The sequence below is a fragment of the Streptomyces sp. NPDC056600 genome, assembly GCF_042792855.1.
GTDB lineage: Bacteria > Actinomycetota > Actinomycetes > Streptomycetales > Streptomycetaceae > Streptomyces.
Map to the genome: position 1 here is coordinate 20460 of NZ_JBHTVQ010000051.1, position 21351 is coordinate 41810.

Genomic DNA, 21351 nt, shown 5'->3' on the forward strand with positions numbered 1-21351 from the left:
ATGGCGGCCGGGGGACGGCAGCGGAGCGGCAGGGTCAGCCGATGCGCTCCAGGACCACCGGCGGGGCGGTGAAGTCCGTGCCCGCGGCGGCGACGTCGAAGGCGCCGTCCAGGGACTCCAGGGCGTAGCCGAAGCGCTCCGGGGTGTCGGTGTGCAGCGTCATCAGCGGGGCGCCCGCGGTGACGGTGTCGCCCGGCTTCGCGTGCAGCTCGACGCCGGCCGCGGCCTGGACCGGGTCGTCCTTGCGGGCGCGGCCCGCGCCCAGGCGCCAGGCGGCGACGCCGACGGCGTAGGCGTCCAGGCGGGTCAGCACGCCGGAGGACGGGGCGGTGACGACGTGCTGCTCGCGGGAGGTGGGCAGCGCGGCGTCCGGGTCGCCGCCCTGGGCGCGGATCATGCGGCGCCAGGCGTCCATCGCGGAGCCGTCGGCGAGCGCCTTGGCCGGGTCGGCGTCGGGGAGGCCGGCCGCGGCGAGCATCTCGCGGGCCAGCGCGAGGGTCAGCTCGACGACGTCGGAGGGACCGCCGCCGGCCAGCACCTCGACGGACTCGCGGACCTCGAGCGCGTTGCCGGCGGTGAGGCCGAGCGGGGTGGACATGTCGGTGAGCAGCGCGACCGTGTTGACGCCGTGGTCGCGGCCCAGGCCGACCATGGTGGTGGCCAGCTCGCGGGCGTCGTCCAGGGTCTTCATGAAGGCGCCGGAACCGACCTTGACGTCCAGCACCAGCGCGCCGGTGCCCTCGGCGATCTTCTTGGACATGATCGAGGAGGCGATCAGCGGGATGGCCTCCACGGTGCCGGTGACGTCGCGCAGCGCGTAGAGCTTGCGGTCGGCCGGGGCGAGGCCCTCGCCGGCGGCGCAGATCACGGCGCCGACGTCGTCGAGGACGGCGAGCATCTCCTCGTTCGAGAGCGAGGCGCGCCAGCCGGGGATCGACTCCAGCTTGTCGAGGGTGCCGCCGGTGTGACCGAGGCCGCGGCCGGAGAGCTGCGGGACGGCGGCGCCGCAGGCGGCGACCAGCGGCGCGAGCGGGAGGGTGATCTTGTCGCCGACGCCGCCGGTGGAGTGCTTGTCGGCGGTGGGGCGGGAGAGGGAGGAGAAGTCCATCCGCTCGCCGGAGGCGATCATGGCGGCGGTCCAGCGGGCGATCTCGCGGCGGTTCATGCCGTTGAGCAGGATCGCCATGTTGAGGGCGGCCATCTGGTAGTCGGCGACCTCGCCGCGGGTGTACGCGTCGACGACCCAGTCGATCTGCTCGTCGGTCAGCTCCGCGCGGTCGCGCTTGGCTCGGATGACGGTGATGGCGTCCATGGGACGGCCCCTTCTTCGCTTCGTTGCGGTGATCTTGCCGGCGGGCCGGCCGCTCGTCCCCGGGGGCACGGAAGTAGATCCGCGCCCCCGGGAGAGGAGAGGTCAGGCCCCGGGGCCCTGGTGGAGGTGGCCGGGGCCGAAGGCCTGCGGGAGCATGGCGGACAGCGGCAGGACGCCCTCGGGGGTCTCCAGCAGGAGCTCGGCGCCGCCGAACTCGAAGAGGAGCTGCCGGCACCGTCCGCACGGGACGAGCACGGCGCCCTCGCCGTCGACGCAGGTGAAGTGGGTCAGCCGCCCGCCTCCGGTGCGCTGCAGCTCCGACACCAGCCCGCACTCCGCGCACAGGCCGATGCCGTAGGAGGCGTTCTCCACGTTGCAGCCGGAGACGACCCGGCCGTCGTCCACGCGGGCGGCGACGCCGACCGGGTAGCCCGAGTACGGGGCGTAGGCGCGGGTCATCGCCTCGTGCGCCACCGCCCGCAGGGCGTCCCAGTCGAACGCGCCGCCCGCCGCGGCCGTCGTCCCCGTCATCCGCCCTGGCCCTTGCGGTACGACAGGCCGTCCGCCTTCGGCATCCTCAGGTGCTGCGCCGACAGCGAGAGCACCAGCAGGGTGACGATGTACGGGCTGGCGGTCACCAGCTGGGACGGCACCTCGGAGGTGTTCGCGTACCAGAGGTAGGTCGCCGCGGCGATCACCGCGGTGACCAGGGCCGGCAGGTAGCGCCTGCGCCACGCCAGGTAGAGCGCGCCGGCCAGCAGCAGGAACGCCACCAGGAGCAGCAGGGCGTGCACGTTGCTGGTGCCGCCGCGCAGGTTGAGGCTGTCGGTGTAGCCGAACAGGCCCGCGCCGAGGGCCAGGCCGCCCGGCATCCAGTTGCCGAAGATCATCGCGGCCAGACCGATGTAACCGCGGCCGGCGGTCTGCCCGTCGAGGTAGACGTTGGACGCCACGATCGACAGGAAGGCGCCGCCGAGGCCGGCGAAGCCGCCGGAGATGATCACGGCGATGTACTTGTACTTGTAGACGTTCACGCCCAGCGACTCGGCGGCCACCGGGTTCTCGCCGCAGGAGCGCAGCCGCAGACCGAAGGCGGTGCGCCACAGCACGAACCAGCTCAGCGGGACCAGCGCCACCGCGACCACGGTCAGCGGCGAGAGGTTGGTGATCGCGCCGCCGAGCAGGCCCGCGACGTCGGAGACGACGAACCAGTGCTTCTGGTTGAGCGTGAGGAGCCAGTCGGACAGCCCCGGCACGTCGAAGGTGCCCAGTGACTCGATCGGCGGGGACTGCTTGGAGGAGCCCTGCGGCACGCCCTCGAAGGTGTACTTCGACAGGTACCGGGCCAGCCCCAGCGCCAGGATGTTCAGCGCCACACCGGAGACGATGTGGTTGACGTTGAAGGTGACGGTGGCGATGGCGTGCAGGACGCCGCCGATGCAGCCGCCCAGGATGCCGAAGGCCACGCCGACCCACGGGCCCCACTGGTAGCCGGCCCAGGCGCCGAACCAGGTGCCGAGGATCATCATGCCCTCGAGCCCGATGTTGACCACACCGGCCCGCTCGGCCCACAGGCCGCCGAGTCCGGCCAGGCCGATCGGGACGGCCAGGCGCAGCGCGGTGGACATCTGGCCGGTGGACGTGATGCCGTTCGCGCCGGTGATCATGCGGACGACGGAGACCAGGACGAGCGCCCCGGCGATCAGCAGCAGCACCACGGGCAGCGACATCCGGCGGCGGCCGGGCTTCGCGGCCTGCGCGGGCCGGGACTTGGCGACGGTCGCGGTACTCATCGGGCCGCCACCTCCTTCTCGGTCTTGTCACCCTTGACGGACGTGCCGGCGGCGGACGCCGCGGCAGCGGCGAGCTCCTCGCCGACGCGCTTCTGCTGGCGGCGCAGACCCCAGACGCGGACCACCTCGTAGGAGATGACGACCGCGAACACGATCAGGCCCTGCATGATCGTGGCGATCTCCTTCTCGTAGTCGTAGAAGTCGAGCTCCTGGGACGCCTTGTCGAGGAAGGCCCACAGCAGCGCCGCGAACGCGATGCCGCCGGGGTGGTTGCGGCCCAGCAGGGCGATGCCGATCGCGGTGAAGCCGAGACCGGCCGGGAAGCTGAGGCCGTAGGTGTGCGCGTCGCCGAGCAGCAGCGGCAGGCCGGAGAGGCCGGCCACGCCGCCGGAGATCAGCATGGCGGTGAGTGTCATCCTCTTGGCGTCGACGCCGGAGGCCGCGGCGGCCTCCGGGGACGCGCCCGAGGCCCGCAGGTCGAAGCCGAACCGGGTGCGGTTGAGGACCAGCCAGTACAGGACGCCCAGGAGCACGGCGAGGAAGATCAGGCCGTACAACTCGCCGGTGTCGGCGCCCAGGCCGATGCCCGGGATCCAGCCGGAGGGGTGCATCTCGCCGGTCGTCATGTTGTTGCCGGACTGCACGCCCCAGGTGTCCTTCTGGGTCAGGTACAGGATCAGCGCGGTGGCGATCGAGTTCAGCATGATCGTCGCGACGACCTCGCTGACGCCGCGGGTCACCTTCAGCAGGCCCGCGATGCCGGCCCAGAAGGCGCCGGTGCACACCGCGGTCAGCAGCAGCAGCGGGACCTGGAGGACCGCCGGCAGCGCCACGTGGGCGCCGACCACGGCGGTCGTCATGGCGGCGAGGCGGTACTGGCCGTCGACGCCGATGTTGAACAGGTTCATCCGGAAGCCGAGGGCGACGGCCAGGGCGGCGATGTAGTACAGCGACGCCTGGTTGACGATCAGCACCTGGACGTCGGAGAAGCCGATCTGCTCGGCCATGATGACGTACGGCTCGATGGGGTTGCGGCCGGAGACCAGCAGCACCACCGAGGTCAGCAGGATCGCCGCGACCAGGGCCATGACCGGCCCCGCCACGGCCAGGAGCACCCGCTCCTTGTCGAACTTCTTCATCGTGCCTCGTCCTTGGGGGCGGCGGGGGCGGCGGGAGCGGCGGAGTCCGCGGGCTCCGTGTGTTCCAGGTGGCCCGAGGCCGCGCCGGTCATCGCGGAGCCCAGCTCCTCCGGCGTGACGGAGGCGGGGTCGGCGTCGGCGACCAGACGGCCGTTGTAGATCACGCGCAGGGTGTCGGACAGGCCGATCAGCTCGTCCAGGTCGGCCGAGATCAGCAGCACCGCGAGGCCCTCGCGGCGCGCCTCGCGGATGACGTCCCAGATCGCGGCCTGCGCGCCGACGTCCACACCGCGGGTGGGGTGGGCGGCGATCAGGAAGCGCGGGGCGTGGCTCATCTCGCGGCCGACGATCAGCTTCTGCTGGTTGCCGCCGGAGAGCGAGCCGGCGGTGACGTCGATGCCGGGGGTGCGCACGTCGTACTGCTCGACGATGCGGCGGGTGTCGGCCTGCGCGCCCTTGAGGTTCAGCCGGAAGCCGTTGGCGTTGGGCTTCTCGGTGACGTGGCCCAGGATGCGGTTCTCCCACAGCGGGGAGTCCAGCAGCAGACCGTGGCGGTGGCGGTCCTCGGGGATGTAGCCGATGCCGGACTCGCGGCGGCGGCGGGTGGCCCAGGAGGTGATCTCCTCGCCGTCCAGGGTGATCGTGCCGGAGTCGGCGTGCGCGAGGCCGATCAGGGCCTCGATCAGCTCGGTCTGGCCGTTGCCCTCGACGCCGGCGATGCCCAGGACCTCGCCCGCGTGGATGGTGAAGCCGATGTCGTCCAGGACGGCGCGGCCGCCCTCGGCCTCCAGGCGGAGGCTGTCGACGGTCAGGACCGGGCGGTCCGTCACGGTGGACTCGGCGGTCTCCGGGGTGGGCAGCTCGCTGCCGACCATCATCTCGGCGAGCTTGCGCGGCGTCGTGAGCTTCGGGTCGGCGGTGCCGACCGTGGTGCCGCGGCGGATCACCGTGATGTCGTCGGCGACCGAGAGGACCTCGCCCAGCTTGTGCGAGATGAAGATGACCGACAGGCCCTCGGAGGTGAGCTCGCGCAGGTTGTCGAAGAGCGCGTCGACCTCCTGCGGGACCAGCACGGCGGTCGGCTCGTCGAGGATGAGGATGCGCGCGCCGCGGTAGAGGACCTTGAGGATCTCCACGCGCTGACGGTCCGCGACGCCGAGGTCCTCCACCAGCGCGTCGGGGCGGACGCCCAGGCCGTAGCGCTCGGAGATCTCCACGATGCGGCGGCGGGCCGCGCCGCCGATGCCGTGCAGCTTCTCGCTGCCCAGCACCACGTTCTCGAGCACGGTGAGGTTGTCGGCCAGCATGAAGTGCTGGTGCACCATGCCGATGCCGCGGGCTATGGCGTCGGCGGGCGAGGAGAAGCTCACCTGCTCGCCGCCGACCGTGATGGTCCCCTCGTCCGGCTTCTGCATGCCGTAGAGGATCTTCATCAGCGTCGACTTGCCGGCCCCGTTCTCGCCGACGAGGGCGTGGACGGTGCCCTCCTGGACGCGGAGCCGGATGTCGTGGTTGGCGACGACGCCGGGGAACCGCTTGGTGATGCCCGCCAGCTCGACCGCGGTGGCCCGCTCGGTCTGCGGAGGGCTGCTGGACGCGTCGATGGCGCACACTCCTCTAAGAAAACCTGGGGGAGAAGGGCGTCCGCCGCGAGCTGCGCCCGGCGCCCCTGCCGTTCCGGGTGGCCACGGCCCGGAGCCGGGGGCCGGTGAGCCGCCCGCCTGTCCGTTCCGCGGCCGTAACGCTGCCATTGCAGCGCTCTTTTGGCCATGCCTCCCGATACCCGTACTGCAGAGGAGGCTTACCGCGTTTGGTGTCGCGCGCCAGAGTAACGCGCGTAGATGTTTCGGAGAAACGATCCGGCGGGTGCGATGGAGCACCCTGCCGGCGTCATCCGGACCGGCGACCGGGCCGAGGCCCGGCGCGGGGTGACAGCGCTGCGCCCCTCACCGGGGGCGAGGGGCGCAGCGCACGGCATCCCTGGGGTCAGGAGGTCTTGACGGTGACCTTGCCGTCGATGATGTCCTGCTTGGCCTTGTTCACGGCCTCCACGACCTCGGTCATGGCCTGGTACTTCGGGTTGGTGTCGGAGAAGCCGACGCCCTCGGTCTTAAGGTCACCGCGGATGGTGCCGCTCAGCGGCTTGCCGTCGTGGACGGACTTGGCGAGCTCGTAGACCGCGCCGCCGACGTTCTTGGTGGCGGAGCCGAGGATGTAGTCCTTGTACTCCTTCAGCGCGTCCTGCGCGTACTGGTCGGAGTCGACGCCGATGGCCCACACCTTGTTCTTGGCGGCCTCGGAGATCACGCCCTGACCGGAGAGGCCGGCGGCGTGGTAGACCACGTCGGCGCCCTGCTCGATCTGGCCGTTGGCGGCCTCACGGCCCTTGTCGGGGCTGGAGAAGCCGCCCTCCTGCGGGGTGGAGGTCAGGATCTTCTTGATGACCTTGACCTTCGGGTCGGCGGCCTTGGCGCCCTGCTCGAAGCCCGCGCCGAACTTGTGGATCAGCGGGATGTCCACGCCGCCGATGAAGCCGACGGTGTGGCTCTTGGAGGCCTTGGCGGCGGCGACGCCGGCCAGGTAGGAGGCCTGCTCCTCGCTGAAGACCATGGAGGCGACGTTCTTGGCCTCGACGGACGCGTCGTCGATGATGCCGAAGGTCGTGTCGGGGTACTTGGCCGCGACCTCCTTGATCGCCGGGCCGTAGACGAAGCCCACGCCGATGATCGGGTTGTAGCCCTGCTTGGCCATCGACTCGAGGCGCTGGACCTTGTCCGCGTCACCCTCGCCGTCGGCCGGCTCGAAGGTCTTGCCGCCGATGCCGAAGTCCTTGTCGGCCTTCAGGAAGCCGGAGTGCGCGGCGTCGTTGAAGGACTGGTCGCCCTCGCCGCCGATGTCGTAGGCCAGGCCGATGCCCTTGCCGGAGTACTTGCCCGACTCCTTGTCACCGCCCGTGGAGGCGGACTTGCTGCTCTCGCCGCAACCGGCGGCGGCCAGCGCCACGACAGCGACGGTCACCGCTGCGCGGGTGATCCTGTTCCTACGAGAAATGAGACGCACTGCAAGCACCCCTTCGAACTCACGGCACCGTCTCCGGCCCGCTCCGCCTTGCCGGCCCGCTCCCATGGCGAAACCGCTGCGACAGTAACGCGCGTAGAACCCCAGGGGAACTTCACTTACGCGGCTGTTATCGAACCGTGCCGAGGTCGGCCCAAATCGGTCACCCGAGGGTTACGGGGCAGTAACAGGAATGGCAGGTTCCCGGAGGTAACGGACGAGGGCGGACGGGCGGGGCTCAGCGGCCGGCGTCCAGGAGGGCCGCCGCGGTGAACAGCTCCACGCCGACCGTGATCGCGTACTCGTCGACGTCGAAGTCGCCCTGGTGCAGGTCGCGGACCAGGCGGTCGCCGGGGGTGCGCACGCCCAGGCGGGCCATCGCGCCGGGGACCTCCTCCAGGTACCAGGAGAAGTCCTCGCCGCCCAGGCTCTGCTCGGTGCCCTCCACCGACTCCGCGCCGCGGCGCGAGGTCATGGCGTCCCACAGCAGGTCGGTGACGTCCGGGTCGTTCACCACCGGCGGGACACCCCGCACGTAGGTGATCTCCGACTTGGCGCGGTGCAGGGCGGCGATCTCGTCGACCGCGGCGTGCACCAGGTCGGCCGCCTCGCGCCAGGAGGCCAGGTCCAGGCAGCGCACCGTGCCCGACAGCTCGGCGCGCTGCGGGATGACGTTGGGGGCGTGGCCGGACTCGATGCGGCCCCAGGTGACCGACAGCCCGCTGCGGGCGTCCACCCGGCGGGCGACCACGGCCGGCACGTCCACCGCGATGCGCGCGGCGGCCGTCACCAGGTCGGTGGTCAGGTGCGGGCGGGCGGTGTGGCCGCCGGGGCCGTCCAGGGCGACCTCCAGCCGGTCGCAGGCCGAGGTGATCGCGCCCGTGCGCAGACCGATCCGGCCGGCCTCCACCTTCGGGTCGCAGTGCACCGCGACGATCCGGCCGACGCCCTCCAGCACGCCGTCGGCGATCGCGCCGAGCGCGCCGCCGGGCATGACCTCCTCGGCCGGCTGGAACAGCAGCCGCACCGGGCGCGGCAGACGCCCCTGGCGGTGCAGCTCGGCGAGCACCAGGCCGGCGCCGAGCACGATCGTCGTGTGCACGTCGTGGCCGCAGGCGTGGGCGCGGTCGGGCACGGTGGACCGGTAGGCGCAGTCCGTCTTCATGTCCGGGATGGGCAGCGCGTCGATGTCGGCGCGCAGCGCGAGCATGCCGCGCAGGCCCGCCTCGACGGGGGCGGACGTGCCCTCGTAGGCGGCGGTGGCGCCCTCCACGCCGATGTCGCAGACGAGTCCGGTGCCGCTCGCGAGCACCCGCGGCCGCAGGCCGGCCCGCTCCAGGCGGGCCTTGATCGCCTTGGTGGTGCGGAACTCCTGGTTGCCGAGCTCCGGGTGCATGTGGATGTCACGGCGGAAGGCGATCAGTTCGGCGCGCAGGTCGTCGGGAAGCGTGCCCGGCAGCGCGGCTCCGGGCAGCGCCGCCTCGGCGACGGTCACGGCGGTCTGCGCCACCCGGGCGCCCTCGGCCGCGGCGACGGCGGCGTCACCGGCGGCTGCGACGGCCTCCTCGGCGGTGTCCGCCGGGTCGGCCTCGGACTCTCTGGACTTCAACTGGTTCACCCTCTGCAGGGTAGGGCTGCTGGGCGGCTTCGCGCCCGTCGATCGGCAAAAGATCAGCCCGCCGGGGGACGAAAACAGGGCCGCCCGACGGTTGCGCGACTCCTCCTGTGGGTATGCTCGACCGTTTTTCCGGCGTATCCCGAGAAGCCGCTCCGTCCGGACGTCCCGGCGCGGTGGGCCTTGCTCCACGGTTACCACGCATGGCCGAAATCACGCCGTCGTGGTCCGCCCATCGGGACGCATCCGTCGCCCCGTCAGGCGTGCGGGGCGCGGTTCGGGGGACACGCGGGGGCATGGCCACTGTCACCCCACCGCAGCCCGCCGCCACGGCGGACACCCCGCTGAAGCGGGCGCTCACCACCCCGCTGCTCTACTTCTTCATCCTCGGCGACGTCCTCGGCGCAGGCGTGTACGTGCTGGTCGGCGAGATCGCCGCCGACTCCGGCGGCGCGGTGTGGGCCCCTCTGCTGCTGGCGCTGGGCCTCGCCCTGCTGACCGCGGCCTCCTATGCGGAACTGGCAACCAAGTACCCCCGTGCGGGTGGCGCGTCGCACTACGCCAACCGGGCGTACGGGCCGTTCGTCGGGTTCGTCACCGGGTTCTGCATGCTGGCCGCCGGCATCGTCTCGGTCGGCGCGCTGGCCCGCGGCTTCGCCGGCGACTACCTCGCCGAGTTCGTGCCGCTGCCGGTGGTGCCGGTGGTCATCGGTTTCCTCTTCCTCCTCGCGCTGGTCAACGCGCGTGGCATCAAGGAGTCCACCGCGGGCAACGTGGTCGCCACGGTGATCGAGGTGGGCGGTCTGCTGCTGGTCGTCGGGCTCGGCGCGTGGCTGGTGCTGCGCGGCGACGGCGACCCCTCCCGGCTCACCCGGCTGGGCACCGCCGAGCACGGCGCCTGGGGCGCGCTGCTGAGCGGCGCGGTCCTATCGTACTACTCCTTCGTCGGTTTCGAGACCTCCGCCAACGTCGCCGAGGAGACGGCGAACCCGCGGCGCTCCTTCCCCCGGGCGCTGTTCGGCGCGCTGCTCACCGCGGGCGTGGTGTACGTCGCGGTCGGCGTGGTCGCCTCGGCCGCGGTGCCGACGGAGCGGCTGGCCGGGTCCAGCGGGCCGCTGCTTGAGGTCGTCGAGGCGGCGGGCGGCGTCCCCGGGTGGCTGTTCGGCGCGATCGCGCTGGTCGCGGTGGCGAACGGGGCGCTGCTGACCGGGATCATGTCCTCCCGCCTCGCCTACGGCATGGCCCGTGACGGGCTGCTGCCGTCGGTGCTGGCGCGGGTCCTGCCCGAGCGGCGGACGCCGTGGGCCGCGATCGCCGCGACGACGGCGCTGTCGATCCTGCTCGCCGTCACCGGCAGTGTGGAGTCGCTGGCCTCCACGCTGGTGCTGCTGCTCCTGATCGTCTTCCTGGTCGTCAACACGGCGGTGCTGGTGCTGCGGCGGCGGGACCCCGAGGGTGAGTCGTCCGACGGGCATTTCCGGGCGCCGTCCGTGGTCCCGGTGCTGGGCGTCGCCTCGTGTGTGCTGCTCGCGACGCAGGTGGAGGCGGAGGTGTGGGCGCGGGGCGCGATCGTCCTCGGCGTGGGCCTCGCCCTCGCGGGCGTCGCCACGGTACGCCGCCGCCGCGAGGCCACCGCCTGACCGGACCTGCCCAGAGCGAAGCCCGGCCTCTCCCCCACCGCACGGTCCCTCCGCACGGGGCCCGTCCCGGGGGGCCGGCACGGCCCAGCCGCCCACAGGCGGGGGTCAGGCCGCTGCGGCGGGTGGGGTGATGGTGGTGAGGAAGCGGTGGGCGGTGGGGGTGGTGCGGGGGGTGAGCCAGGTGGGGTCTATGGGGCAGGGGGTCACACGCGCCCCCGTGCCGGCCAGCGTGGACGGCAGGGTGTGCAGCACGGTGGAGGGAAAGCTCAGCACCGTGCGGGCGATCGGCCCGCGCCGGGCGATCAGCTCCAGCGGCAGGTCCGGCCGCACCACCGACAACCCGCTCTCCACCGCGATCCGGTGGAGCTTCTCCGCGCTCTCGCGCCGGTGCGCGAAGTACCGCCGCACCCCGTGCTCCCGCGCGAGCCGCCCCACCGCCGCCATGTACGCCTCGACGTCCACCACCCCCGTCTCGACCAGGGACGTCCCCACCAGGTCGGCCCCCTCGGTGACCGTGGGCGGCCCGAAGGCGGCCCGGGTCCAGGCGAAGTCGTTGACGGTGACCACCGCGTCCGCGGGGACCTCCGCCAGCGGCATGGCGGTGAAGATCTCCACCCGCCGCCGCTCCCGGGGCGTCAGCCGCCGCCGCGCGTAGCGGGAGACGGGCGCGAGCGCGAGGTCGCGCGGCGAGGGTCGCGCCCCGCGCCGGTGCCACCGCACCAGCGGCTCGCGCCGCACCAGCTGCGCGGTGAACTCCAGCGTGGCGGTGCCGTCGTCGACGACCACCAGGTCCCGGGCCGGCGCGATGCCCAGCAGCAGCTGCACGTAGCGGGAGAACGGGTCGCCGACGACGATCCGCTCCGCCCGCCGCAGCGGGCCGGTGAGCCCTCCGACGGTCTTGAAGGGGGCCAGCGCGCCGCCCCGGGCCTCCTCCCAGCGGACGTCGTGGCCCTCGCCGCGGGCCAGCTCGGACATCCGCCGCAGCTGGCCCCGGCTCATCGGGTCGGTGGGCGACAGGACGACCAGCCCGACGCCGCGCTCGCGGGCGTGCGCCGCCCATTCCATGACGTTGAGCAGCTGAACGGGACTCTCGACGAAGGCGAGCGTGCGCGGGCTCTCGGTGCTCACGGTGCTCATGGGCTGACCAGCCGTCCTGTCGGTGGGGGTGGGGGTGGGAGGGCGCCGCGCTCAGACGGCGGGCGCCCGGACCTCGGCCTCGGCGACCACGCCGGCGACGCGGCGCAGCTTCTTCATCGGGCCGAGCTCGGACTCGTAGACCTTCTTGACGCCGTCGCCGAGGGACGCCTCGATGGTGCGGATGTCGCGCACCAGGCGGGCCAGGCCCTGCGGCTCCACGGAGGCGGCCTGGTCGGAGCCCCACATGGCGCGGTCGAGGGTGATGTGGCGCTCGACGAAGACGGCGCCGAGGGCGACCGCGGCGAGCGTGGTCTGCAGGCCGGTCTCGTGGCCGGAGTAGCCGATCGGGACGTTGGGGAACTCCTGCTGGAGCGTGTTGATCACCCGCAGGTTGAGCTCCTCCGCCTTGGCCGGGTAGGTCGAGGTGGCGTGGCAGAGCACGATGTTCTCGGAGCCGAGGACCTCGACGGCGTGCCGGATCTGCTTGGGCGTCGACATGCCGGTGGAGAGGATCACCGCGCGGCCGGTGGCGCGCAGGGCGCGCAGCAGCTCGTCGTCGGTGAGGGAGGCGGAGGCCACCTTGTGGGCGGGGAGGTCGAACTTCTCCAGGAAGGCGACCGCCTCGGTGTCCCACGGGGAGGCGAACCAGTCGATGCCGCGCTCCTTGCAGTGCTCGTCGATGGCGCGGTACTCGTCCTCGCCGAACTCGACGCGGTGGCGGTAGTCGATGTAGGTCATCCGGCCCCAGGGGGTGTCGCGCTCGATGTCCCACTGGTCGCGCGGGGTGCAGATCTCGGGGGTGCGCTTCTGGAACTTCACGGCGTCGCAGCCTGCGTCGGCGGCGGCGTCGATCAGCTGGATGGCGTTGTCGAGGTCGCCGTTGTGGTTGATGCCGATCTCACCGGTGACGTAGACCGGCTGCCCGGTGCCGACCAGCCGCGAACCGAAGGCGCGCAGGCGGGAGTTGATGGCGCCGACGGACGTGAGGGTGGTGGTGCTGTTCATGCGGGGGACTTCCTTACCTGGTGCGTGCGAGGTCGTGGATCGGGTGGTCGGAACGGCCGCGGCCGGCCGGGCCGGCCGGGTCGGCGACGTCGTCGAGGAGCGGCGCCAACGCGCGGGCGCGGGCGAGGTCGTGCGGGTCGTCGATCTCCAGCACCCGGGCGGGGTCCGTGCGGACCAGCTCGGTGCGGCCGAAGAAGCGGTGCAGGTGGGCGCGGAAACCCGCCGCGTCCATGGCGTAGGCGGCGCCGGTCTCCAGGAGGTCCTGGGGACGGTCCTGGCGGCGCGGCCGGTACGCCTTGTCGTGGTTCACGCCGTGCCCGCCGGGTCCGGTGGCCCGCGCGGTGGCGTCGTCGCGCCACAGGAAGCCGTGGAAGGGGGCGACGGTGACCGCGGTGTCGGCGCCGTCCTCGGCCACCGCCGCGGCGACGCCGTCGACGTCCTCGGCGGTGAGGAACGGGCTGGTGCACTGGACGAGGAGGACCACGTCGACGGGTGTGCCGGTGAGCGCCTCGTGGGCGTCCAGGGCGTGCAGGACGGCGGACTCGGAGGTGGCGGTGTCCCCGGCGATGGCCGCGGGGCGCAGCACCGCCTGTGCCCCCGCGGCGCGGGCCGCGTCGGCGATGGCCGGGTCGTCGGTGGAGACGGCCACGGCGGTGACCTGGCGGGCGGCGAGGCAGGCCCGCACCGCGCGGACCACCAGCGGGACGCCGGCGACCGGGGCGAGGTTCTTGCCGGGGACCCCCTTGGAGCCGCCCCGGGCGGGGATCACCGCGAGGACGTGGCGGCCGGGGGCCGGCGGGGTGGTCGGGGTGTTCACAGCTCTCCCAGGCGTCGGATCAGGGGGGCCACTCGCTGCACCCCGTGCCGGTAGGCGCCGCGCGCGGTCTCCCGCACCGCCCGGCGCAGCGGGCCGGGCGCGCGGTCGGCGACGGGTGCGCCGGACAGCGGGGCCCCGTCGGGGGCCAGGTGGTGGCGGGCGAGGATGCCGGGCAGGTAGCCCGGCGCGGTGCGGTGCGTGTAGTACGGGTCGAGCGGCGGCAGCCGGGGCGTCCCGAGCAGCTCGGCGAGGCGTTCGCGGGCGGCGTCGTAGGCGTGCTGGTAGCCGCCGTCGGCCGCCACTCCCTGGCGGGCCAGCCACTCCTCGTCCGGGACCGGCAGGTGCCCGGCGTCCAGTTCGTGGAAGGAGGCGAGGATGCCGGAGCCGGTGAAGTGGTGGTTGCCGAGCGCCTCGCGCACCCCGAGGTCGGTGAGGACCGCGGTGGGGATGCGGCGGTGCAGGGACTCCAGGGCCGCCGTCGAGGACACCGTCACCAGCAGGTCGGTGCGGTCCAGGACCTCACCCATGTGACCGTAGACGAGGCGGAAGTTGGACGGCCGGTCCAGGCGCTGCACCAGCTTCTGGTAGGGCAGTTCCTCGATGTGGGTGGTGTGCTCGCCGGGCCGGGAGCGGAGCTTGAGGAGGACCTCGCGCTCCGGGTGCCGCCGGGCGTGCCCGATGAGCCGCTCCAGCAGGTACACGCGGTCCTTGCGGGTCTCCGGCACGGAGGGCTGGGCCGCGAACACCACGGTGCGGGGCCGGTCCTGGCTCTCCCCCCGGTAGGGCTCGCCGCCGAGGAAGGGCAGCGCCACCTCGGTGACGGCGTCCGAATCGGCGCCCACTCCCTCGTACACGGCGCGGAAACGGTCCGCGTCCTGCGTCGAGTTGGCGAGCACCAGGTCGGCGCCGTGGCGCAGCAGCAGGCCGTCGGCGAGCTTCTCGTAGACGACGCCGACGTAGCCGGTGACGACCACGGGCCGTCGGCTCTCGGCGCGGGCGCCCCACACGTGGCGCAGTCCGTGCAGCATGGCCTGGACGCCGCCGCCCACCAGGGCGAGCACCACCACGTCGTACCGCTCCTCGGAGGCGGCGCGCAGGAACTCGACGGCGCTCACCTCGCGCAGGGAGTCGGCCTCGACGCCGACCTCGGCGAGCTGGCGCGGGGTGGGCGTGGCGCGGCCGCGCAGGAGGCGGCCGTCGAGGCGGACCTCCCGGCCGGCCGGCGCGAGCCGCCGTGCGGTGAGGGCGCCCCACTTCCACCGGGTGTCGGAGTCCGCGAGGACCGCGACCCGCAGCGGAGCGGCTGCTGACGTTTGCGTAGTGCGTGCTGACACACCAGGAACGCTAGAAAGGCATTCCGAGGCCCGGCCCAACCGCACGGCAACAAACGGTGAACAGAAAGCCGCCGCGAAACCAATCGGCCGGTGGGAGCATTTCGGAGAAGGACGGTTCACGTCCTTTCCGGCCCCTGTTCACCCTAAGTCCACCGAGGGATAAGAACGCGGGCCGGACGAGCGCCTAGCGTCGAAGGCGTGGTCAAGCTCTCCGTGATCGTTCCCTTCTTCAACGTGCGGCAGTACGCGCCCGACACCCTGAGGAGCCTCGAGGCAAATACCGGACCCGACGTCGAGATCCTGCTGGTCGACGACTGCTCGACCGACGACACCCCCGACCTGCTGGAACGGGCGGAACGCCGCCTGCCGGGCGCGCGACTGCTGCGGCACGAGCGCAACCGGGGCATCGCCGCCGCGCGCAACACCGGACTGGAGGCGGCGCGCGGCCGGTACGTGACCTTCCTGGACGGCGACGACTGGCTCGTCCCCGGCCACTACGGGCGGCTGGTCGCGGCCATGGACGACCTGGGCTGCGACTTCGTCCGCACCGACCACGTCCGCTCCACGGGGCGCGAACGCGTGGTCCAGCGGGTGCCGCACGGGCGCCGGGGCCGGGTCATGAGCCCTCGGTCGGCGATCCTCCCCGCGGACCGCTCGACGTCCGTGGACCACCCCTTCGTGTGGGCGGACGTCTACCACCGGCGGCTGGAGGACCGCGGCCTGCTCCGGTTCACCGAAGGCCTGCACACCTGCGAGGACCGCCTGTGGACGTGGCGGATGCACCGGGGGGCCGACTCGTTCGCCGTGCTGAACCTGTACGGCGTCTTCTACCGCCGCGGCGTGGCGTCCTCGCTCACCCGAATCGGCGACGAACGCCAATTGGATTTCCTGCGCGCATTCGATCTGGTGCTCGCGGAAACCGCCGAGGACCCGGACGGGGAAGAACTCCTGCCGAAGGTGGTGCGCACCTATTGCGCGATGATGCACCACCATCTCGCCGCCGACGCGGACGGCAGATATCAGCCGGAAGTGGGCCGGAAATTGCGCGCGCTGAGCGCGGCCGCGCTGCGCCGCATGCCGCAGGACGTGCTGGAGCACACCCTGGACTCGATGGACGCCGAACGCGCGACCCGGCTGCGCCGGCTGCGCCGCCGCCCGGCCGTGGGAGCCGCCGCGTGACCACGCAGATCTTCCTCGCCTCGACCCTCTACGGCGCCGCCACCCTGGCCGCCGCCCTGGACGCGGGCTGCTTCGGCCAGGACGCCGGACGCCGCGTCCTGCTGGTCTCCAACAACGCCGCCGTGCCGGAGACCACCCCGGCCCTCGACGAGGCCCCCGGCTTCGCCGCGCTGCGCGGGCGCTTCGACGAGGTCCGCTCCTGGAACGAGGCGATCGCCCCGTTCCACCCGTCCGGCTGGTCGCCCCGCGAGGAGGACACCGTCCTGTGGGAGCGCCACTTCCGTCTCGCCTGGGGCCTGGGCGACGACGACGTGGAGCTGGCCGTGGAGTCGGTCCAGGCCCAGCCGGCGCTGGGGGTGGCACAGATCTTCCACGGCGCCCCGCTGACCGTGTACGCGGACGGCCTGATGAGCTACGGCCCCACCCGGATCAAGCTGGACCCCCTGGTCGGCACCCGCGTCACCCGGGTCCTGCACCTGGACCTGGTGCCGGGCCTGCGGCCGCTGCTGCTCACCGAGTTCGGCGTGCCCGCCGAACTGGTCCCCACGGACGCGTTCGGCAAGGTCCTCGACGAACTGGCCGAGCGGGCGGACGACCTGCCCGCGCTCCCCGAGGGTCCGGCCCTGCTGCTCGGGCAGTACCTGTCGGCGCTGAACATCCTCACCCCCCAGGAGGAGGAGGACCTGCACCTGCGGCTGGTGCGCGGCGCGGTCGCCCTCGGCCACCGGTCCCTGGTCTTCAAGCCGCACCCCACCGCGCCCGCCGCCTGGCACCGCGCCGTGGTGGACGAGGCGGAGCGCCTGGGCGCCGAGCTGACCGTGCTGGACGCGCCGGTCCTCGCCGAGGTGCTGTTCCGGCGGATCCGGCCCGCGCTGGTGGCCGGCTGCTTCTCCACCGCGCTGCTCACCGCCTCCGCCCTGCACGGCATCCCGGTGGCCCGCGCCCGCACCGGCCTGCTGCTGGAGCGGCTGAGCCCGTACGAGAACAGCAACCGGATCCCGGTGACCGTGGTCGACGCCCTGCTGCCCGACCTCGACGACGCCGACGCGGTCCGCGAGCAGCGGGCGTCCATGACCGTCGACGAACTCGGCGAGCTGGTGCGGGCGGTGGGGTTCGCGATGCAGCCGAGGATCCACCCCGCGCTGCGCCCGGAGGCCGAGCGGTTCCTCAGGGGGCACCAGGACGCGCGGTGGCTGCGCTACTTCAAGCGCCGCCGCCTGACCGGCCTCGCCCTGCCGGGCGGGGTCCCGGACCGCCTGACCTTCCTGGCCCGCAGCCGCACCCTCCGCGGCGCCGTCCGCAGGGCCCGGTCCCTGCGGGCGCGCCGGCCGCGGGCGCTCTGAGCGGCACGGCACGTCCAGGACGGCGTGAGGGGCCGCCCCCGGTGGGCGGCCCCTCAGGCGTCGTGCGCCGGACCTCAGCGGTCCAGGAGGGCCTTGATCCGCGCGGCGTTCTCCCGGGTGACCTCCCACAGCTCGGCCTGACGGGCGTGGACGTCCGCGACGGTGGCGTCGTGGTCGTCGAGGATGCCCAGCGCCCGCTCGGTGAGGACCGCGCCGAGGTCACGGTCGTGGACCGACACGCCCCACTCGGGGCGGCCGATGTCCCGCAGGAAGTACGCCATCTTCGGGTGGGAGATCAGGCTGACGATCGGCGTGCCGAGGCCGAACGGGATCATCCCCGCGTGGCCGCGCATCCCGATCACCAGCCGGGTGTCCGCGTAGGTCTCCCGTATCCGGTCGTTGTCGTAGTCGTACATCGGGATCACCGGCAGCGAGATGCCGTGCTCGCGCCGCAGGTCGAAGGCGATCCGTTCGTCCTCCAGCGCGTGCGCCACGCAGCGCACCTCGGCGCGCTCGCCGATCGCGCGCACCGCCTTGGCCGTCTCGGCGAGGAAGTGGTCGTAGTCGTGGCCGAAGCGCAGGCCCGCGCGGTCGTAGGCGGCGTTCAGCAGAACGGTGTCCTGACGGCGCACCGGGTCGGTCCAGCCGGGGACGATGTGCCGGGCGACGGTGGTGGGGCAGGGCTGGAAGCGCACCTTGTCCCGCAGGGCTTCCGGCAGCATCGCGCGGACCTTCTCGATGGAGCCGTGGTTGCGCAGCCCGAAGAAGGCCGACCGCTCCACCAGCAGGCGCAGGCTCTCGGCGAACCGGCGGGCCCGGTAGGACTGTCCGTCGAAGGCGTTGAACCCGACCGCGTACACCACGATCGGCACGTCGATCGCGCGGAGCGCCTCGTCGGAGACGTTCCACTGCCAGCCGCTGGCCCCGTTGGGCATGGTGTCGGGGATGAACAGGCCGCCGCCGCCGATCACCAGGCCGCGGCGGGCGTTGACCCGCTCCAGGGCCGCCTTGTCGAAGAGTCGGTGGGCGTGGACGGGATGCCAGCGCCGGGAGGTGGTGTCGGCGCCGAATGCCTGCCGCACGCTCTCCGGGAGCAGCTTGTCGCCCGCGTTGCCCTGCCGCTCCATGTAGAAGGCGACGTGGGCGAGCTGGTCCTCCGGCGCGCCCTGCTGCTGCCCGGGCAGCGCGGCGCCGGGGCGGGTGCGCTCGGCCCAGATGCGGCTGGGCCGGTGCGTCGGGTCGACGGACAGGCCGGTGTTCGCGTGCCGCCGGGCCTCGTCGTCCCGGCCGTGCACCCAGGCGATCTGGGCAAGCCGGGCGCAGGCGACGGCGGCCCGGCCGGGGTCGGCGGCGGCCAGCAGCAGGTGGGTGCGGGCCTCCTCGTACCGGGAGACGCTCATCAGGGCGTGGCCGAGCACCTCGTGGCCCGCGGAGTCGTCAACGGTGAGCCGGACCCGGCCGAGGACGTCCACGGCCTCCTGGTACTCCCCCGCCGCGATGTGCGCGGACGCCACCCGGCGGGCGGTCTCCGGGTCCCCGGTGCGCTCCACGTGGGCGGTGCCGAGGTGGACGAGCAGGTCGTGGTGGACGCCGGCCCCGGCGGGCAGCGCGGCGAAGGCGGCCCGGAACTCGTCGTCCGTCATCGCGTACTCGTGCCAGCGCTCCTCCGCCCGCGTGTAGCCGGCCTCGCCGCCCTGCCAGGGCTTGTGGCGGCCGGTGAAGTGGAGGATCGCGACGTCGTCGGGGACCTCCAGGTCGCCGGAGAGCCGCCGCTTGACGAAGTTGTAGCGCGCGTCGAGGCGGGTGAACTCCCCGTCCAGGACGGCGTTGAGGACGCCCTGGTCGTGCTTGTCCAGCTCGTACGCGCCGGTGCGGCCGGTCTCGTCGATCCGGGCGCAGAACGCGTCCGACAGGTACTCGCGCTGGATGACCAGGAGCCCTGAGTTCAGCTTGTGCCGGCCGTGGAAGAACTGCGGGACCGCCGCGAGCCCCTCGCGCAGTCGCAGCAGCTCACCCAGGTCGCCGAGGACCACCATGTCGGTGTCCAGGGTGATCACCGTGTCGTAGTCCCGGATGCGGAACACGTCGAGGATGAAGTAGGCCTTGCGGACCAGGTAGTTGTGCTGGTCGCCCTTGGCGTAGGAGTCGTAGTGCTCCGCGTCCACCGGGCGCAGCACGATCCGCGGGTGCAGGGCGCGGATGCGGGCGACGGAGGAGGGCCGCAGGTCGTCGTAGAGGACGACGAAGTCCTCGCACACGCCCGGGTTGGTCAGGGCGAGGCTGCGCAGCAGGGTCAGGAAGCCGGGCAGGTAGTTCTCGTCGACGTAGGCGGCGAAGGCGATCCGCCGCCGGCCGGTGAGCGCGTGCGCGGCGGTGTCGGGCACGGCGCCGGCCCGCGGGGAGGTCTGCCGGGCCTCGGCGGTCAGGTCGGGGAGGGTGGCGGTCATCGCAGGGAGATCCTCGTGTCGGTCACGCGGCGGGCCCGGGCGAGGACCCAATCCTTCTCGCTGGTGTACTCGTGGACGGTGGTGATGGGCAGCTTCATCGCCGCGTCGACGCGGTAGGCGCCGCTCTCGTAGAAGTCGAAGCCGATCAGGTCGATCACCGGGTTGACGTCCAGGAAGTCCAGCAGCCACAGCATGTTGAAGCCGGTGGTGGGGATGGCCGGCCACTCCTCGGGGCCGGCCTTGCCGATGTTGCGCAGCGGCCAGCGCAGCGACTCGTCGCCCAGGTACTCCTGGGCTCCGGGCACCAGGCGGTTGCGCAGCGAGTACTTCCACTCGTGCGAGAGCCCGCCGAAGACCAGCCGGGTGGTCACCGGCTTGTCCCAGTTGAAGCCGTGCTTGTGGATGGTGGCGTGGATGTCGGTCCGGCTGCCGGTGTGGGCCGGGTCGATCCGGTAGGAGTTGAACCGGACCACCAGGTCGTAGTCGTCGATCTCCCGGCCCAGGCCGCTGGAGCCGGCCCGGCCGGAGTTGGCGACCAGGCACACCGAGCGGCCCGCGATCGTGTTGCGGAACTCGCCGAGGCTCAGCCAGGTGACGCCGCCCATGGCGGGGTCGGCGACCGGGCCGCGCCGTCGGGTGCGGTGCTGCTCGGACCACAGGGCGGCCAGCTCGGTGAGCGCGCCGGTCCCCCGCGGGTCGCCGCCGGTGCGGGCGTCCTCGACGCGCAGGTCGACGTAACCGGCCAGCAGCCGCTGCCGGTCGGGAACCGGGGCGCCGGAGCTGGCGTGCGCCAGCAGGGCGGCGACCAGCAGGTCCTCCGCCTCGTCCCGGGCGCCGCGGGCGCGCAGCTCCAGGCCCTCGGCCCACAGTTCGGTGGCGGAACGCCGGGCGGCGAGCGTCTGCGCGCCGGGGCGGGTGCGGCCCAGCAGGTCCAGCAGGTCGCGTTCGCGGTCGGCCGCGGTGCGCAGGCCGGTCACCTTGGCGGCGATGCCGGTGCCGTCGTTGCTGGTGAGCTCCAGGAAGCGGGTGTACGCCGCGACGGCGGCCGGCTCGTCGCCCCTCGCCTCCGTCACGCGGGCGCGCAGCCGCCAGCCGGCCCGGGAGTTCTCGCGCAGCCCCAGCACGGTGTCGGCGATCAGCTCGGCGAGGCGGCGCTCGTCGTCGTAGTCGCAGCGCAGCGCCTTGTCGGCGACGGCGATCAGCGCGTCCAGCACGTCGTTGGTGAGCCGGGTCCCGGCGGAGCCGCCCTTCACCACCCGTTTCAGCACCGCCGCCGCGCCGGAGGCGCCCTGCGGGGCCGCCTGGCCGGCCGGACGCATGCTCCACAGCGCGAGCAGCTTGCGCAGTTCCTCGGCGAGCTCACCGCGCCGACGGTCGACGCTGCCGACCAACTTGCCGCTGTGCACCGCGCAGGCGGCGAGGCAGTCCTCCAGCTGCCCCGCGCCTCTGGTGCCCGGACGTCTCTCCTCGACCGCCGTCATGCCACTCCTGCTTGCTGCCGCTCGCTGTCACCTGTCGGGTTCTGCGAGCACG

15 protein-coding genes and 1 pseudogene are annotated in these 21351 nt (G+C 73.1%); 3 read left to right on the top strand and 13 right to left on the bottom strand.

Annotated elements, in window-relative coordinates; genetic code table 11:
* Positions 1-34: 34 nt before the first annotated feature.
* From ACFRAV_RS23435 to ACFRAV_RS23465, 7 genes are all read right to left on the bottom strand, one after another.
* Positions 35-1312: a thymidine phosphorylase gene (locus tag ACFRAV_RS23435; RefSeq protein ID WP_382558216.1), complete on the bottom strand. Its 1278-nt coding sequence runs from the start codon at positions 1310-1312 to the stop codon at positions 35-37.
* A 102-nt stretch (positions 1313-1414) separates the two neighbouring features.
* Positions 1415-1843 (bottom strand): cytidine deaminase, encoded by a 429-nt coding sequence (locus tag ACFRAV_RS23440; RefSeq protein WP_108954686.1) that lies wholly within the window; start codon positions 1841-1843, stop codon positions 1415-1417.
* On the bottom strand, positions 1840-3105 hold the full coding sequence (locus ACFRAV_RS23445; protein WP_382558217.1) for an ABC transporter permease: 1266 nt from the start codon (positions 3103-3105) through the stop codon (positions 1840-1842). The genes ACFRAV_RS23440 and ACFRAV_RS23445 overlap by 4 nt, the downstream gene beginning before the upstream one ends.
* Complete coding sequence (locus tag ACFRAV_RS23450; protein ID WP_382558218.1) at positions 3102-4244, bottom strand: ABC transporter permease; 1143 nt, start codon at positions 4242-4244, stop codon at positions 3102-3104. Before ACFRAV_RS23450 ends, ACFRAV_RS23445 begins: the two co-directional genes overlap by 4 nt.
* Positions 4241-5857: an ABC transporter ATP-binding protein gene (locus ACFRAV_RS23455; protein ID WP_382558219.1), complete on the bottom strand. Its 1617-nt coding sequence runs from the start codon at positions 5855-5857 to the stop codon at positions 4241-4243. Before ACFRAV_RS23455 ends, ACFRAV_RS23450 begins: the two co-directional genes overlap by 4 nt.
* 373 nt (positions 5858-6230) lie before the next feature.
* On the bottom strand, positions 6231-7262 hold the full coding sequence (locus ACFRAV_RS23460; RefSeq protein WP_382558220.1) for a BMP family protein: 1032 nt from the start codon (positions 7260-7262) through the stop codon (positions 6231-6233).
* 277 nt (positions 7263-7539) lie between these two features.
* Positions 7540-8796, bottom strand: coding sequence for an amidohydrolase (locus tag ACFRAV_RS23465; protein ID WP_382558236.1), 1257 nt, complete (start codon positions 8794-8796; stop codon positions 7540-7542).
* Between the two features lie 416 nt (positions 8797-9212).
* On the opposite strand from ACFRAV_RS23465, the gene ACFRAV_RS23470 reads away from it, so the two are divergent.
* Positions 9213-10556, top strand: a complete 1344-nt coding sequence (locus ACFRAV_RS23470; RefSeq protein ID WP_382558221.1) for an APC family permease — start codon at positions 9213-9215, stop codon at positions 10554-10556.
* Between the two features lie 105 nt (positions 10557-10661).
* On the opposite strand, the gene ACFRAV_RS23475 is transcribed toward ACFRAV_RS23470, so the two are convergent.
* From ACFRAV_RS23475 to ACFRAV_RS23490, 4 genes and pseudogenes are all read right to left on the bottom strand, one after another.
* Complete coding sequence (locus ACFRAV_RS23475; RefSeq protein ID WP_382558222.1) at positions 10662-11693, bottom strand: hypothetical protein; 1032 nt, start codon at positions 11691-11693, stop codon at positions 10662-10664.
* 51 nt (positions 11694-11744) lie between these two features.
* The gene (locus ACFRAV_RS23480; RefSeq protein WP_382558223.1) at positions 11745-12698 is read right to left on the bottom strand and encodes an N-acetylneuraminate synthase family protein; all 954 of its coding nucleotides are present in this window, start codon (positions 12696-12698) and stop codon (positions 11745-11747) included.
* A gap of 87 nt (positions 12699-12785) precedes the next feature.
* A pseudogene (locus tag ACFRAV_RS23485) lies at positions 12786-13515 on the bottom strand (acylneuraminate cytidylyltransferase family protein); the annotation flags it as partial.
* A complete protein-coding gene (locus ACFRAV_RS23490; RefSeq protein WP_382558237.1) occupies positions 13512-14849 on the bottom strand; it encodes a DUF6716 putative glycosyltransferase in 1338 nt (445 codons plus the stop codon). The gene ACFRAV_RS23490 and the pseudogene ACFRAV_RS23485, both read right to left, overlap by 4 nt.
* Positions 14850-15047: 198 nt before the next feature.
* Here ACFRAV_RS23490 and ACFRAV_RS23495 point away from each other — a divergent pair, with 198 nt between their 5' ends.
* Positions 15048-16028: a glycosyltransferase family 2 protein gene (locus ACFRAV_RS23495; protein WP_382558224.1), complete on the top strand. Its 981-nt coding sequence runs from the start codon at positions 15048-15050 to the stop codon at positions 16026-16028.
* On the top strand, positions 16025-17371 hold the full coding sequence (locus ACFRAV_RS23500) for a polysialyltransferase family glycosyltransferase (RefSeq protein WP_382558225.1): 1347 nt from the start codon (positions 16025-16027) through the stop codon (positions 17369-17371). The genes ACFRAV_RS23495 and ACFRAV_RS23500 overlap by 4 nt, the downstream gene beginning before the upstream one ends.
* A gap of 74 nt (positions 17372-17445) precedes the next feature.
* Here ACFRAV_RS23500 and ACFRAV_RS23505 read toward each other — a convergent pair whose 3' ends face one another.
* On the bottom strand, positions 17446-19818 hold the full coding sequence (locus ACFRAV_RS23505) for a glycosyltransferase (protein ID WP_382558226.1): 2373 nt from the start codon (positions 19816-19818) through the stop codon (positions 17446-17448).
* Positions 19815-21299, bottom strand: a complete 1485-nt coding sequence (locus ACFRAV_RS23510) for a glycosyltransferase family 29 protein (protein ID WP_382558227.1) — start codon at positions 21297-21299, stop codon at positions 19815-19817. The genes ACFRAV_RS23505 and ACFRAV_RS23510 overlap by 4 nt, the downstream gene beginning before the upstream one ends.
* Positions 21300-21351: the final 52 nt, after the last annotated feature.